This window comes from Exiguobacterium sp. HSB13 (genome assembly GCF_056764755.1).
The window spans coordinates 1,230,118-1,244,049 of record NZ_JBUZOM010000001.1; the positions used below are offsets into that span (position 1 = coordinate 1,230,118).

Sequence of the window (13,932 nt, forward strand, 5' to 3'; positions counted from 1 at the left end):
CTCACCACTTCTTCCCAAGGTGCATTGCAGCAGCCCCACCCGCGAATGCCTTGACTTCCACTTGCATGAAGCCTGCCTGTTCGAAGAGTTGTTTCAGTTCGACGCGGTCGAGGAACACTTCCGTCGATTCTTGTAGCCAGTTGTATTGATCGTATGATTTCGCAAGCAATCGCCCGACCTGAGGCATGATTTTCCCGAAGTACAATGAATATGCTTCGCGGAAAAGTGGCGCAGTCGGTTGACTCGTCTCGAGACAGACGACCGTTCCACCTGGTTTTAAGACACGATGCATCTCTTTGATGACTTGTAGATAATCAGGTACGTTGCGTAGACCAAAACCGATCGTCACATAATCGAACGAGTTATCACCGAACGGTAGATCCATCGCATTTCCGTGAATCAATTCGATGTTTTTCATATCGAGCGATTCTACCTTCTCGACGCCGACTCTCAGCATGTTTTCTGAAAAATCAAGTCCTTTGATGACCCCTGTCGGACCGGCTGCTTTCGCCAGTTGAATCGTCCAGTCCGCTGTCCCACAGCAAAGATCGAGACATTTAGCGCCTGGGAAGACTTGCATCCGGCGCATCGTTTCGCGTCTCCATAGTTTATGCAGTCGGAAGCTGATGACTGAATTCATTTGATCATAGTTCGTTGATATCGATTGAAACACTTCATATACTTTTTTTTCTTTATCTTTTGCCTGCACACCGCTCACCCTTTCCAAGATCTTATGCTACCGCCATCTGCTCGAGATGCGATAACAGTAATTTCTGTGCGACCAGATCCAATTGTTCTGCCTGTTGTTGAATGATCTGTCGCCCCTGTCGTGTCAGCCATTCTCGTTTCGTGATTGCCGCGAGTCCTTGCATTAATCCGAACTCTGCTGTTAACCATAAGAGAACCCGTTCTTCCGTCGATGCATAATTCATTTCGTGAAGGGCACACTTTGCCTCGTTGACCCGTTGAATTGTCCGTCCGAGTGAAACGAGAACCTCTTTTGGTAACCCAGCTAGCTGTTCGAAAAAGTAGCTCGAGAATAAATCCCCCGCTAATACAAGCAACTGTCGCTCCTTCGAACCGCGTAGCGTTTCATTGACACGCTCATGCAGACGTAGCGCTACTTGTGCGAAATGTATCGCTTTGACGAGTGCTTCCGTATCCAGCGTGTCATGTTGAGCGACATCAATCAACCAACTGATCTGTTCACGATCGATGGAAGGGAAATCCACATGTCGAGCCAATCGTGTCGTTTGTTTAGTGGTGAGTGCAGTGATGATTTCATCCACGCGCAGCTCATGTTGTTCCATGCTTTTACCCCCCGATCTCCAGTGCCATCTCGTTGATGGACGTTCTTCTTTTTTAATATACCATAATCGGCGGGCTTTCACGCTTCTGAATGTCCACAAAAAAGCCGCCCGAGAAAATCTCGGGCGACTATGTAGCCGGATTACTTCACAGCATCTTTCAATGCTTTACCTGGTTTGAAGGCAGGTACTTTGCTTGCTGGAATCTCGATATCTTCTTTTGTACGTGGGTTGCGACCTTTACGGGCTGCACGCTCACGGACTTCGAAGTTACCAAATCCAATCAATTGGACTTTCTCTCCAGACTGAAGTGTCTCAGTGATCGATTCGAATGTTGATTCAACAACTTTCGTCACGTCTTTTTTTGTAAGACCTGATTTTTCGACGACTGCTTGAATGAGTTCAGTTTTGTTCATTACTTTCACCCCCTCCCAATCACTTCTTCGAGGGTAATCATACCCCATAAACGTTGCTATTACAACATTTTCGTGTAAATAACGTTCAATTTTCAGATTCTTCGCTCGATTCCTCTGAAAACACAGGTTCGCCTTTTTCGTTTATCGTGTAGCTTTGAGAATAGGCAGGAACAAAAGGTTGATCTTCATAGAGCAAATACCGAATATCCTGACCGACTTTCGGCTTTTTCTTCGCAGTTTGAACAGCTTTCTTCAACTCAGGTAAATAGTTGATGAACAGGCGTCCTTGACCATCGACATAGATCGACAACTTTTCATCTGAATACGGACTTGGAACGGTCGGTTCTTTTTTGATGAATAGTTTTTTATAGTCAAGCGTAAACTGGTTTTTTCCGAACGATCCTTTAAACGGATACTTTTCGTTCTTCTTCCGATACGCATCAATCCGGACTTGGAGCTTCTGTAACTCTTCTGCAACAAGTAAGTCCATCAACTTAACAGTCGGTTTCGTATCGACATCAACTAACAAGTAGATGAATGTTCCGCCACCTTCAAAACTGTTTGATGGTGGATCACTCATATAACGCGGAATGAGCCGCCCTAATTCGATTTGATAACGCTCCATGAGCGGAGTATCTGCTTCCATCGTCTTGATTGGCAAAACACCCGTGTCTTTTTGATACGCATCGACAGCATCCTGTACGGTACGTAACTGTTGCGGATACGGTACGCGGTTCGACGGTTTCTGACTGTCTGGAAACAGACAACCCGATAACAACGTCACCGGAATGAGCATGAGGATGACGAACCACTTCTTCATGCGCTTGGCCCCGCCATGACGATGAACACCATGATGATCGACGCAACGATGAAACATACGAATGCCAAAGTCGATACGAGAACCTGCCATATCCCTTTCAACTTCGTCCGACTGACTGTGACCAGCAAGACACTGATCGCAAAGAGTCCAATGCCAGCGAACGAGATCCACATTTTTATTAATCCTGGACTCAAGGTTTCCACCCCACTCCGTTAATCTTTCGTCGTGAAGAGATGCTCGATCTCATTTTTCTGTGGTCGTTGCATCAACTTTTTGACTTCTTCTTCCGGTGTATGACCGTCAAAGAGAACATGGTAGAGGGCAGAAGTGATTGGGAGTTCACACTGTTTCGTCTCCGCCAAATCATATGCCGCTTGGGTTGCACGAACACCTTCGACGACCATTCCCATGTTTTCTAGCACCGTCTCTAACTTTTCACCGCGACCGATGGCATTCCCCGCACGCCAATTTCGACTATGAACCGATGTACAAGTAACAATCAAGTCACCCATTCCCGTCAATCCAGTGAACGTCATTGGGTTAGCTCCAAGCATCGTACCGAGACGTGCAATTTCAACCATTCCACGCGTAATCAATGCTGCTTTGGCATTGTCCCCGTAACCGAGACCATCCGTCATACCTGCGGCAAGCGCAATGATATTTTTGAGCGCCCCACCAAGTTCAGCTCCAATGATATCCGCATTTAGATAGACGCGGAAGTTTTCATTCGTAAACAGCTCCTGTACACGACCAGCCTCTTCTAAATCATCCGATGCAATGGTCACTGTCGTTGGTTTACGTAACGCGACCTCTTCGGCATGCGAAGGACCCGTCAAGACACAAACCGCCTTGCGTTTCGCAGGATCGACCTCTTCTTCGATTAATTCTGACAACCGAAGATGGGTCTTTGGCTCAATTCCTTTTGATGCATGAATCAGAACGACTGGTTCCGTCAACAAGTCATTCAATTGTCGGGAAACCGAACGAATCGCAGAGGACGGTGTGACAATCAAGATATGTGTTGCACCTTCAACCGCCACTTTAAGATCCGTCGTCGCCTTCAATGATTGTGGTAACATGACCCCCGGCAAAAATTGCGCATTTTCATGATGTTCATTGATGCGGTCGACGTTTGTTTGTTCACGACCGTAAAGCATGACTTCCTGATCATTATCGGCTAGAACGAGCGAGAGCGCTGTTCCCCAGCTTCCCGCTCCGATGACAGCGATTTTGGTCATACTGACTCACCTCATTATTGTTTTTGACGAGCTAAAATCCGGATTGGTGTACCTGTAAAATCAAATGCTTCCCGAATCCGATTCTCAAGATATCGTTTATAAGAGAAGTGCAGCAATTCTGGATCATTGACGAACAAGACGAACGTTGGCGGACGTGACGCGACTTGAGTCGCATAGTTGATCCGAAGACGAACCCCTTTATCCGTCGGCGCCGGGTTCATCGCAACAGCGTCAACGATGACATCGTTCAAGACGCTTGTCTGAATCCGTTGCGCATGACTGTGCGCTGCTTGTTGAATGACCGGTAACAACGTCTGCAAACGACGTTTTGTTTTCGCTGAGACGAAGACGATTGGTGCGTAGTCAAGGAAACGGAATTCTTCCCGAATCTCTTCTTGCATCTTTTTCATCGTCTTATCATCTTTTTCGACAGCATCCCATTTATTGACGACAATGATGACCGCGCGACCTGCTTCGTGCGCATATCCCGCCACTTTTTTATCTTGCTCGATGATGCCTTCTTCGCCATCAAGCACGACACAGACGACGTCTGCCCGTTCGATTGCTTTTTGAGCACGCATGACGCTGAAACGTTCTGTTGATTCATAGACTTTCCCGCGTTTTCGCATCCCTGCCGTATCGATGATGACGTATTCTTGCTCATCTCGCGTAAACGGTGTATCGATTGCATCGCGTGTCGTACCGGCGATGTTTGAAACGATGACGCGTTCTTCACCGAGAATCGAGTTCGTCATACTTGATTTCCCGACGTTCGGACGACCAATCAAGGCAAACTTGATCGTGCTTTCGTCATATTCTAATTCTTCTTTATCTGGTGCGAGTTCAAGGACACGGTCGAGTAAGTCACCTAGACCAAGACCATGCGTACCAGAAATCGGGAACAAGTCTCCGAATCCAAGGGAGTAAAATTCATACATTAAATCACGCATTTCAAAGTTATCGACTTTGTTGACAGCTACGACGACTGGTTTGTTCGAACGGAACAACATGTTCGCGACTTCCTCATCCGCTGCTGTGATTCCTTCGCGTCCGTTCACCATGAAAATGATGACATCCGCTTCATCAATGGCGAGCTCCGCCTGATGACGCATCATTTGAAGTAGGGGCTCATCCCCGACTTCGATTCCACCTGTATCAATCAAATGAAAATGACGATTCAGCCATTCTCCAGTTCCGTAAATACGGTCGCGGGTAACGCCTGGCTTGTCTTCTACGATTGAAACCCGATCTCCAATCACCCGGTTAAAAATCGTCGACTTTCCGATATTTGGGCGACCTACGATCGCCACGACTGGAATTGCCATCCCAACACCTTCTTTCTCTTCTCTCGCTTCATAGCCGTTCTATTGTATCAAATCAAACTGTCATATACCATAACAAACCGCATATAAAAAGCGGACACGCTTGTGTCCGCTTTGTGTCATTGCTTATTCTTTCTGATCAGAATCGTCCTCAGTCAAGTCAGCGACCGAGAATCCTTCTGATTGATTCGTATAATCCGAGTAATCGTCAGCGGATGATTCTTCCTCTTCAAGAACACGTGTTGATAGCGAAATCTTATGCTCGTCAAGACGCACTTCTAGTACTTTCGCCTCGATTTCCTGCCCTTCTTCGAGTACTTCCGAAGGTGAACCGATATGACGGTTCGCGATTTGCGAAATGTGCAAAAGTCCTTCTACTTGCGGCGCAAGTTCGATGAAGGCCCCGAACTGGACGAGACGACGCACACGTCCTTTGACGATATCGCCAGCTTCGATCTTCCCTTCCATCTGTTGCCATGGACCAGGTTGTGTTTCCTTGATCGATAACTTGACTTTTTCCGTATCACGGTCGACACCAAGTACTTTGACTTCGACTTTTTGACCTTCCGTGACGATATCCGAAGGACGTTCGACACGGTGGTGTGCCATCTCCGAGATATGAACGAGACCGTCGACGCCACCGATATCAACGAAAGCACCAAAGTCCGTTAAACGTTGGACTGTACCTTCGAGTATTTGACCTACTTCTAAATTTTCGAGTGTCTCTTTTTTCTTCGCGTTCAATTCGCCTTCAACGACAGCTTTGTGCGAGAGAATGACACGGTTCTTCTCTTGATCGAGTTCAACGACCTTGACTTCGATCGAACGACCGATGTAATCCGAGAAATCTTCGACATAATGCCGTTCGACGAGTGACGCCGGAATGAATCCGCGGACACCGATATCAACGACGAGTCCACCTTTGACGATGTCCTTGACGACAACTTCAAAGATCTCACCTGATTTATACTTTTCTTCTACTTGCTCCCACGCTTTGAGCGCGTCGATTTCTCGTTTCGAGACGACGACCTCTTCATCCGTGATTTTCTTGACCTTCACTTGTAGTTCATCTCCGACGTTCAGCACGCCGCGAATATCATCGAGATGAAGACTCGATACTTCGCTGATCGGTAAGATGGCTTCTGTTTTATATCCGATATCAATGAGTGCTTGCTTGTCTTCAATTTTCACGACCATTCCGGTAACTACCTGGTCCCGATGAATTTCAAAATCAGGCATATCTTTCATTTCTTCGACCATTCCAAAACAACCTCCTCACGATGAGTACAAGAAACGCCTGACACATGTCAATGCGTTTATCCTGCTTCTAACTTCTTACAATTCTGACTATTTGTCAAGGTATTAAGCGTGATTGAAGTAGACGGATTTGATTTCGTCCATGATTCGGTCAGAAATCGCTTTCGCTGCACCCCGCTGGTCACGTAAATCCGAAATATCAACCGGTTTTCCGACCGCGACGTGCATCCGTTTAAACGGACGATAAGATCCGATGATGGCAATCGGTAAAATCTGAGCATTCGATCGTAACGCAAAGAACCCAACTCCTGGTTGTGCTGCTGTAAATTCACCTGGTGCGGAACGTGTTCCTTCTGGGAAAATACCGACCGTCTCATCTGAATTCAATAGTTCAATCGTCCGTTTTAAAGCTTGACGATCTCCTTGACCGCGACCGACAGGATATGTTCCTGCTGCAATCATTAATTGTTTCAAGGCAGGAACTTTGAACAGTTCTTCTTTTGCCATGTAACGAACTGCACGTTTTGGCGGAATCGCGCTGACGAGGAAAACCGGGTCCCAGTTCGAGCTGTGATTGGCACAGACGAGTAAGGAACCGTCTTTTGGAATATTTTCTTGCCCTGTCACTTTCAATCGGAAGACAGTTTTCGCAATGACCCAGACGACAAACCGCGCAATCCGGTAAACGGTATCTTGACGTTTCATTTTAGGACACCCTCTGCTAGTTCCATCAAGCGGACAACGACTTCATCGATCGTCATCTCTGTCGTATCGAGATATAGCGCATCGTCAGCTTGACGCAATGGCGAGACTTCACGCTCACTGTCGCGCTTATCGCGTAGTGCGATCTCTTCTTGAAGAACCGTGATGTCACTGTCCATCCCACGCGCGATGTTTTCGCGGTGTCTTCGAGCAGCACGTTCTTCCACAGTTGCCGTCAAAAAGACTTTTAATTCTGCATCCGGCAATACGACTGTGCCGATATCACGCCCATCCATGACGATCCCACCGCGTTCAGCTAATTTCCGCTGTGCCGTGACGAGTGCAGCCCGGACTTCTTTTTGACGAGCGACGAACGAGACATTATTCGTGATTTCGATGGAACGAATCGCATCCGTCACTTCGCGATCACCAATAAAGACACGTTGCCCGTTTTCACCTGGTGTTAAACGAATATCAAGCGATTTCATTAATTCTCCGAGCACTTCACCATCGTTGAGGTCAAGCGATTGTTCAAGTGCTGCCAGCGTCACAGCTCGGTACATGGCTCCTGTATCGATGTATACATAGTCAAGGCGCGCTGCCAATTGTTTTGCGATCGTACTTTTCCCAGCACCCGCTGGTCCATCTAAAGCAATTTGAATCTTTTTCATCATCCATCCTGTCCTTCCATCTTCCCTATGATTAATAGGGATTCATTCTTCCGAACGTTATCATAGCAAAAAAATGCGGTCAGGTGAATGGATTCATGCCCCTTCTTGAACTTTTCATTTGCATTTGATAACAGTGACGCAATACAAGCTCACGACTTCGGTCGGGAATCATCGTAAATTGGAAAGCTAATTCGTATCGTTCTTCGCGCCGATCAATTCGGACGAGTTCAGCGACGACGTCTAGCGTGCTTGATACACCTTCACCAGTAGGCAGAATGAATGTCATTTCCACCTCTTCATCTTTAGCAATCGGTAATTGATCCGACAAGATCATCATTCCACCAGCCGACAAATCGAGCGTCACCGTCGTAAACGGGTCGAATTGTGTTTTATGTGGGTGTACGGCGACATCAAGTATTTGCGGTACTCGGACGAACTGACGTCGTTGGATGCGCTCGATTTGATCATCCTTCGGTCGTCTCAGAGCATATCGTTGACCGCGAAGTGGATCATTTTGTCGTTCAACGACGACCGTATCAAACCCAAATAATTTACCCTTCTCCTTAAAGAAATAAAAGGACACTTCTTCTTGCTCTGACAAGATGAATGTCTTCAGTGTCGCGACCTCACTAGGTGCTTCGATCCAAATCAATCGATTCGTCACGGCCGTCACCTTTGAGCGTCCTTGTCGATCCTCACTATTCGAAAGCATTACCAAATCCCCGATTTCCATCATACTACTTCGCTCCTACTCTCTATTCGATGCCATCTGAATGTTGTTTTTTTCGTTTAAATCGCCGGTTTAGACGATTGGCACCTCGTACTTGAAATAATCCGATCGTCCATAGGATGACCATGAAGACGATTGGCAAAAAAGATATACCACCATTTTCCAATATTAACAAATTAAATAAGATATGCGCAAATACCGGAAGTGCTATGGACAGCGATAACCACCGATAAGGATGAGGCGAGAATTTCGCCATCCCCATGAAGAATCCCATGATGACCGCAAACAAAGCATGACCGGATACCGGCAAGAGCGCCCGGAATAGCATATGTTCGACTGTTCCATTCACCATCAGATACAGAATATTCTCTAGCGTTGCAAACCCAAGCGAACAGGCTACCGCATAGATAATCCCGTCGTAATAGTCATTAAAACGTTGATGGATGTAGACCGTATAGAAAACGACGAACCATTTAGCGAATTCTTCTGTCACTCCTGTTCGGATCAATTGTACCTCTTCACGACCGCCAAACTCTGTCTGGACGATGTAATCGATGAACATTAATGGAAAGACGAGTAAAATGCCGAAAATGAAGCTTCGGAGAATATATCCGACCGGCTCCGATTCGTGTTCGTGCCGTAGGTAAAAATAAGTTAGGAGTGCGATGCCTGGGGCAACTCCGGAGAAAACGATTTGAACCACGCTTCCTCTCCCCCTTTCTTCCTCTTAATAAGAATAAAGGTTTCTTGGAAAAAAGAAAACGTCCTCGTTGTCTCAGGAGAAAAAAAGGTTACAATATGGAAGAACAAATTGAATCTGTTATAGAAAGTAGGTGAAGGTCTTCTGTCTGTAGACAAGGACCCTTTAGCATGAAATCATTATTACTCATCCATACGGGTGGAACGATTGCGATGGCACAGGATCATTCTGGTCATGTCTTACCAAATGATATCAACCCCCTCGATGCTTCACTTCCACGAGCAACAGATATCGCCAACATCACGACGCGTCACTTCGCCAATTTGCCTTCTCCTCATATGACACCAGACATCATGTTGCGTCTAGCCCATTTCATAGAGAGCGAGCTAAAGAAGGAACATTACGATGGCGTCGTCATCACTCACGGTACGGATACGCTCGAAGAGACGGCTTACTTCTTACATTTGACGCTTGGTGCTCCAGTTCCGATCGTTTTGACAGGGGCCATGCGTTCATCCAATGAGGTCGGATCAGATGGTGAGTTTAATCTGATTACGGCACTTCGTGTTGCTGTCAGTGAAGCTGCGCGCGGAAAAGGTGTCCTCGTCGTCTTCAACGGGGAAATCCATTCGGCATTCAATGTCACAAAAACGCATACGTCATCCGTTGATACGTTCAAATCCGTTCATTTTGGAAATCTCGGGATGGTGACGAAGGATCATGTCTACTTATTCAATACACCGCTTTTAAAACAAACACACATGGTGACTTTGCTCTCCAAACGGGTCGCCGTTCTCAAAGTCTATGCCGGTATGGAACCCGACTTATTACTTGCTGTGAAACAGCTCGGTTATGATGGACTCGTCCTTGAAGTCCTTGGTCAAGGGAACGTACCACCGAGTATCGTGGATGCCATCGCTGAATTGATTACCGTCATGCCGATCGTCATCGTCAGTCGCTGTTTCAACGGAATCGTTCAAGACGTCTACGGATATACGGGTGGCGGACAACAATTAAAAGAACTCGGCGTCATTTTCTCAAATGGACTGAATTCACAAAAAGCGCGGCTTAAACTGATGGTCGAACTCGAAATCAATGCTTCACAACTAGAACTCGAAGAATCATTTCGCGTTGAATAAATGAAAAAAACCTCTTGATTCGGAAATTTATCTTCCAAATCAAGAGGTTTTGTTTAGGCTTGTATCGATGCACCACGTAACCGTTCAACGAGATGGTTTGCAATGTTCGCACCGTGAAAACGTCCATTTTCAATGAATATTTTATTGGCGTCATATCCTGCTGCCACGACACCTGCGATATAGATGCCCGGTACATTCGATTCCATCGTCTCTTCGTCATGACTCGGAATACCGGTCTCGCGATCAATCGTGATGCCTGTGTCAGCGAACAAACCGACGTCTGGCGTGTATCCGGTCATCGCAAATACAAAATCAGCACGGACGGTTCGTTTGTCTCCATCTATTTGATAAACGACCTCTTGTTCCGTGATTTCTTCAATCGTCGCCTCAAAAATCATCTTGACCTTTTCCGAACGAACGAGAGATTCGAAGTTCGGCAACACCCATGGCTTAATTGATGGACTATAGGCCGGTCCTCGGTAAAGAACGGTCACACGTGCCCCCGCTTTTTCAAGTTCGATCGCTGCATCGACGCTTGAGTTTTTCCCACCGATAACAACGACATCTTGATCAAAATAAGGATGTCCTTCCGTAAAGTAGTGCGAGACATGAGGTAATTCCTCTCCAGGAACGTCCATGCGGTTCGGTAAACCATAATAGCCTGTCGCAAGTACGACGGAGCGAGCTTCTCGGATTCTTTTTTGCCCGGAACGCTCCGAATGGATGATGAAATGATCCGCTTGACGTTCAATCCGCTCGACCGTCTCAAACGGACGAATCGTCAACTGTTTTCGTTTGACGACTTCTCGGTAATAGACGAGAGCATCGAGACGTCGCGGTTTTAATTCCTTATTGATGAACGGTACACCACCGATTTCTAATTTTTCACTACTTGAAAAGAACGTTTGATGCGTCGGATAACGATAGATCGCTTCGACGATATTTCCCTTTTCGAGCACTTTGACGTCTAGTCCTCGATCTTGCATTTCGATCGCTGCAGATAACCCACACGGTCCTGCACCGATTACGATACAATCTAACATTCGAATATCTCCTCTTCCGGTTGCTTTTTTTATATCTTAGCAAATCTCTACAATAGACGAAAGAAATTGCAATGCAAAACGTCCGCTCTTCGTAAAGAAGAAGCGGACGTTCATCCTAGTATTAGACCCAGCCACGGAATCGAGATGCTTCCGCCATCTTCCGGACACCGACCATATAGGCGGCAAGTCGCATGTCGACATTTCGCGTCTGCGCTGTCTGATAGACTTGATTGAACGAATTCACGAGTACTTTTTCAAGTTTTTCGTGTACCTCCTCTTCCGTCCAGTAATATCCTTGGTTGTTCTGTACCCATTCGAAGTAAGAAACCGTTACGCCACCACTCGAAGCAAGAACATCCGGAACGATCAGGATGTCACGTTCAGCAAGAATTTTCGTCGCTTCGTTCGTCGTCGGACCGTTAGCCGCTTCAACGACGATCGCTGCTTTGATATCGTGCGCATTGTCTTCTGTGATTTGATTCTCGATTGCTGCCGGAACAAGAATATCACATTCAAGTTCAAGCAACTCTTTATTCGAGATCGTATTTTTGAACAATGTCGTCACGGTACCGAACGAATCACGACGGTCGAGTAGATATGGAATATCGAGACCGTTTGGATCATGAAGTGCTCCGTATGCATCGCTGATCGCGATGACTTTTGCACCTAAGTCATACATGAATTTCGATAAGAAACTTCCGGCGTTGCCGAACCCTTGAACGACGACACGTGCGCCTTCAAGCGAGATTCCCTTTTTAGCAGCCGCTTCCCGGATCATAATGGCGACACCTTTCGCCGTTGCTGTCTCACGACCGTGTGAGCCACCGAGGACAAGTGGTTTCCCTGTAATGAAACCAGGTGAGTTGAATTCATCGATTCGACTATATTCGTCCATCATCCATGCCATGATTTGTGAGTTCGTAAAAACGTCAGGTGCTGGAATATCCTTCGTCGGTCCAACGATTTGACTAATGGCACGGACATATCCACGGCTGAGACGTTCGATTTCACGGAAGCTCATCTCACGTGGATCACAGATGATTCCGCCTTTACCGCCGCCGTATGGTAAGTCAACGATACCAGCTTTCAGACTCATCCAGACGGATAATGCTTTAACTTCGACTTCCGTCACGTTTGGGTGGAAACGGATTCCACCTTTCGTCGGTCCAACGGCATCGTTATGTTGCGCACGATATCCTGTGAAGATTTTCGTCGAACCATCATCCATCCGTACCGGAATCCGGACTGTCAACATCCGGAGTGGTTCTTTAAGTAATTCGTACATCTCGTCTGGATAACCAAGTTTCCCTAGTGCCTCCTTGACGATTTCTTGTGTTGCTTCCAGTACGTTCTTGCGGTGATTCGCATGTTGTTGGTCAGTGATCATTCCAACGTTCCTCCCCATAAGTGGCATCCCCTATGCCGTTTCCTTGTTCGGATAAAGTATACTCTTTTCTCGAACGTAATGAAAGGGGTTACGCCTATATTTGTAAGCGCTTTCTCACTTCTTTTCCTAGGATATCATTGATTTGGTTGTTTTGTTTGACGATGTCGTTCGATCGCCAGTTCCATGAAATATTCGACCAATTCCGGATATTCAATTCCCACTGCTCGTGCACCGTCCGGGAATAAACTGGTCGAGGTCATACCAGGAAGTGTATTCGTCTCCAAGATGACTGGATTCCCGGATTCCGGCACAAGGAAATCAGATCGCGAGTATCCTGCACAGCCAAGTACTTGGTGCGCTTTAACAGCCCATTCTTGAAGTTTTTCTGTCGTTGCTTCATCCAGTTCAGCAGGACAAATATGCTCCGAACCTCCGATGGCATATTTGGATTCATAGTCATAAAAAGCGTTCTTCGGAATGATCTCGATGACCGGCAGTGCTTTTTCTGCACCTTTATGTCCGACGACAGGCACTGTCACTTCACGCCCTTTAATAAACTGTTCGACAAGCACTGCATCGTCCGCTTCAAAGGCTTTCGCGATTCCTTCACGTAACATCGTCTCGTCTTGAGCAATCGTCAATCCGTTTGATGAGCCTTCTTGTGCTGGTTTGACGACACAAGGAAATTGACCATTCCACTCTGCGATTTTTGCTTCGACATCATCTCCACGCTCTAACAGCACATCACGGGCGATCGTAATGCCTGCTTTATCAAAGTGAACTTTCGAACGTGCCTTATCCATCGCAAGCGCTGACGCTAAAACTCCTGAACCTGTATATGGAATGTCTGCCAGTTCAAGCAATGCCTGTACGCGTCCATCTTCACCAATTTTCCCGTGAAGAGCGATGACAGCCACATCTACATCCAGCTGGAAGAGTTCATGCGCTTGATCAGGGTGGAAATCAACAGCCGTGACCTCATGCCCTTTACTGTTTAGTGCTTCCATGATCGACTTTCCACTGTTTAATGAAACCTCCCGTTCTCCTGAAGTCCCACCGTATAATACTGCCACTTTCATCCTACTTCACTCCTTCTTCTTACGTTCAATGATTATCATACCATCCTTCTGACGATGAAAAAATACAAAATGGTGCCACTTCCAGCAGAAGACAAAAAGGTGCGGCATCCCCTATGAGGGA

General features: G+C 46.6%; 16 protein-coding genes. 1 reads left to right on the forward strand and 15 read right to left on the reverse strand.

Annotation, left to right across the window (positions count from 1 at the left end; genetic code table 11):
• Window position 1: 1 nt before the first annotated feature.
• The 12 genes from ACZGCQ_RS06715 to prsW all read right to left on the reverse strand — a co-directional run bounded on the left by ACZGCQ_RS06715 (window position 2) and on the right by prsW (window position 9,166).
• Window positions 2–709 (reverse strand): demethylmenaquinone methyltransferase, encoded by a 708-nt coding sequence (locus tag ACZGCQ_RS06715; protein ID WP_481265914.1) that lies wholly within the window; start codon window positions 707–709, stop codon window positions 2–4.
• A gap of 22 nt (window positions 710–731) precedes the next feature.
• Complete coding sequence (locus ACZGCQ_RS06720; protein ID WP_029342011.1) at window positions 732–1,310, reverse strand: heptaprenyl diphosphate synthase component 1; 579 nt, start codon at window positions 1,308–1,310, stop codon at window positions 732–734.
• A gap of 140 nt (window positions 1,311–1,450) precedes the next feature.
• Window positions 1,451–1,723, reverse strand: coding sequence for an HU family DNA-binding protein (locus ACZGCQ_RS06725; RefSeq protein ID WP_012370671.1), 273 nt, complete (start codon window positions 1,721–1,723; stop codon window positions 1,451–1,453).
• Window positions 1,724–1,808: 85 nt separating this feature from the next.
• Entirely contained in the window at window positions 1,809–2,543 is a 735-nt protein-coding gene (locus ACZGCQ_RS06730) for a hypothetical protein (RefSeq protein WP_029342012.1), read from the reverse strand.
• Complete coding sequence (locus tag ACZGCQ_RS06735) at window positions 2,540–2,716, reverse strand: DUF2768 domain-containing protein (protein WP_034786022.1); 177 nt, start codon at window positions 2,714–2,716, stop codon at window positions 2,540–2,542. Before ACZGCQ_RS06735 ends, ACZGCQ_RS06730 begins: the two co-directional genes overlap by 4 nt.
• Before the next feature lie 39 nt (window positions 2,717–2,755).
• Window positions 2,756–3,781, reverse strand: coding sequence for an NAD(P)H-dependent glycerol-3-phosphate dehydrogenase (locus tag ACZGCQ_RS06740; protein ID WP_029342013.1), 1,026 nt, complete (start codon window positions 3,779–3,781; stop codon window positions 2,756–2,758).
• 14 nt (window positions 3,782–3,795) lie between these two features.
• Window positions 3,796–5,106: a ribosome biogenesis GTPase Der gene (der, locus tag ACZGCQ_RS06745; protein ID WP_029342014.1), complete on the reverse strand. Its 1,311-nt coding sequence runs from the start codon at window positions 5,104–5,106 to the stop codon at window positions 3,796–3,798.
• A gap of 123 nt (window positions 5,107–5,229) precedes the next feature.
• Window positions 5,230–6,363 (reverse strand): 30S ribosomal protein S1, encoded by a 1,134-nt coding sequence (rpsA, locus tag ACZGCQ_RS06750; protein WP_023468647.1) that lies wholly within the window; start codon window positions 6,361–6,363, stop codon window positions 5,230–5,232.
• A gap of 102 nt (window positions 6,364–6,465) precedes the next feature.
• Window positions 6,466–7,065: a lysophospholipid acyltransferase family protein gene (locus ACZGCQ_RS06755; protein WP_214727262.1), complete on the reverse strand. Its 600-nt coding sequence runs from the start codon at window positions 7,063–7,065 to the stop codon at window positions 6,466–6,468.
• Entirely contained in the window at window positions 7,062–7,736 is a 675-nt protein-coding gene (gene cmk, locus ACZGCQ_RS06760) for a (d)CMP kinase (protein WP_029342016.1), read from the reverse strand. Before cmk ends, ACZGCQ_RS06755 begins: the two co-directional genes overlap by 4 nt.
• A 76-nt stretch (window positions 7,737–7,812) precedes the next feature.
• The gene (locus ACZGCQ_RS06765; RefSeq protein WP_481265915.1) at window positions 7,813–8,469 is read right to left on the reverse strand and encodes a flagellar brake protein; all 657 of its coding nucleotides are present in this window, start codon (window positions 8,467–8,469) and stop codon (window positions 7,813–7,815) included.
• 19 nt (window positions 8,470–8,488) lie between these two features.
• Window positions 8,489–9,166: a glutamic-type intramembrane protease PrsW gene (gene prsW / locus ACZGCQ_RS06770; protein WP_481265916.1), complete on the reverse strand. Its 678-nt coding sequence runs from the start codon at window positions 9,164–9,166 to the stop codon at window positions 8,489–8,491.
• Between the two features lie 167 nt (window positions 9,167–9,333).
• Here prsW and ACZGCQ_RS06775 point away from each other — a divergent pair, with 167 nt between their 5' ends.
• On the forward strand, window positions 9,334–10,302 hold the full coding sequence (locus ACZGCQ_RS06775; RefSeq protein WP_481265917.1) for an asparaginase: 969 nt from the start codon (window positions 9,334–9,336) through the stop codon (window positions 10,300–10,302).
• 53 nt (window positions 10,303–10,355) lie between these two features.
• On the opposite strand, the gene ACZGCQ_RS06780 is transcribed toward ACZGCQ_RS06775, so the two are convergent.
• The 3 genes from ACZGCQ_RS06780 to ACZGCQ_RS06790 all read right to left on the reverse strand — a co-directional run bounded on the left by ACZGCQ_RS06780 (window position 10,356) and on the right by ACZGCQ_RS06790 (window position 13,811).
• Window positions 10,356–11,345, reverse strand: coding sequence for a YpdA family putative bacillithiol disulfide reductase (locus tag ACZGCQ_RS06780; RefSeq protein ID WP_481265918.1), 990 nt, complete (start codon window positions 11,343–11,345; stop codon window positions 10,356–10,358).
• A gap of 121 nt (window positions 11,346–11,466) precedes the next feature.
• Window positions 11,467–12,732 carry a Glu/Leu/Phe/Val family dehydrogenase gene (locus ACZGCQ_RS06785; RefSeq protein WP_023468654.1) on the reverse strand — a complete coding sequence of 422 codons (1,266 nt, stop codon included), beginning with the start codon at window positions 12,730–12,732 and terminating at the stop codon, window positions 11,467–11,469.
• Window positions 12,733–12,866: 134 nt separating this feature from the next.
• A complete protein-coding gene (locus ACZGCQ_RS06790; protein WP_481265919.1) occupies window positions 12,867–13,811 on the reverse strand; it encodes a D-alanine--D-alanine ligase in 945 nt (314 codons plus the stop codon).
• Between the last annotated feature and the right edge of the window lie 121 nt (window positions 13,812–13,932).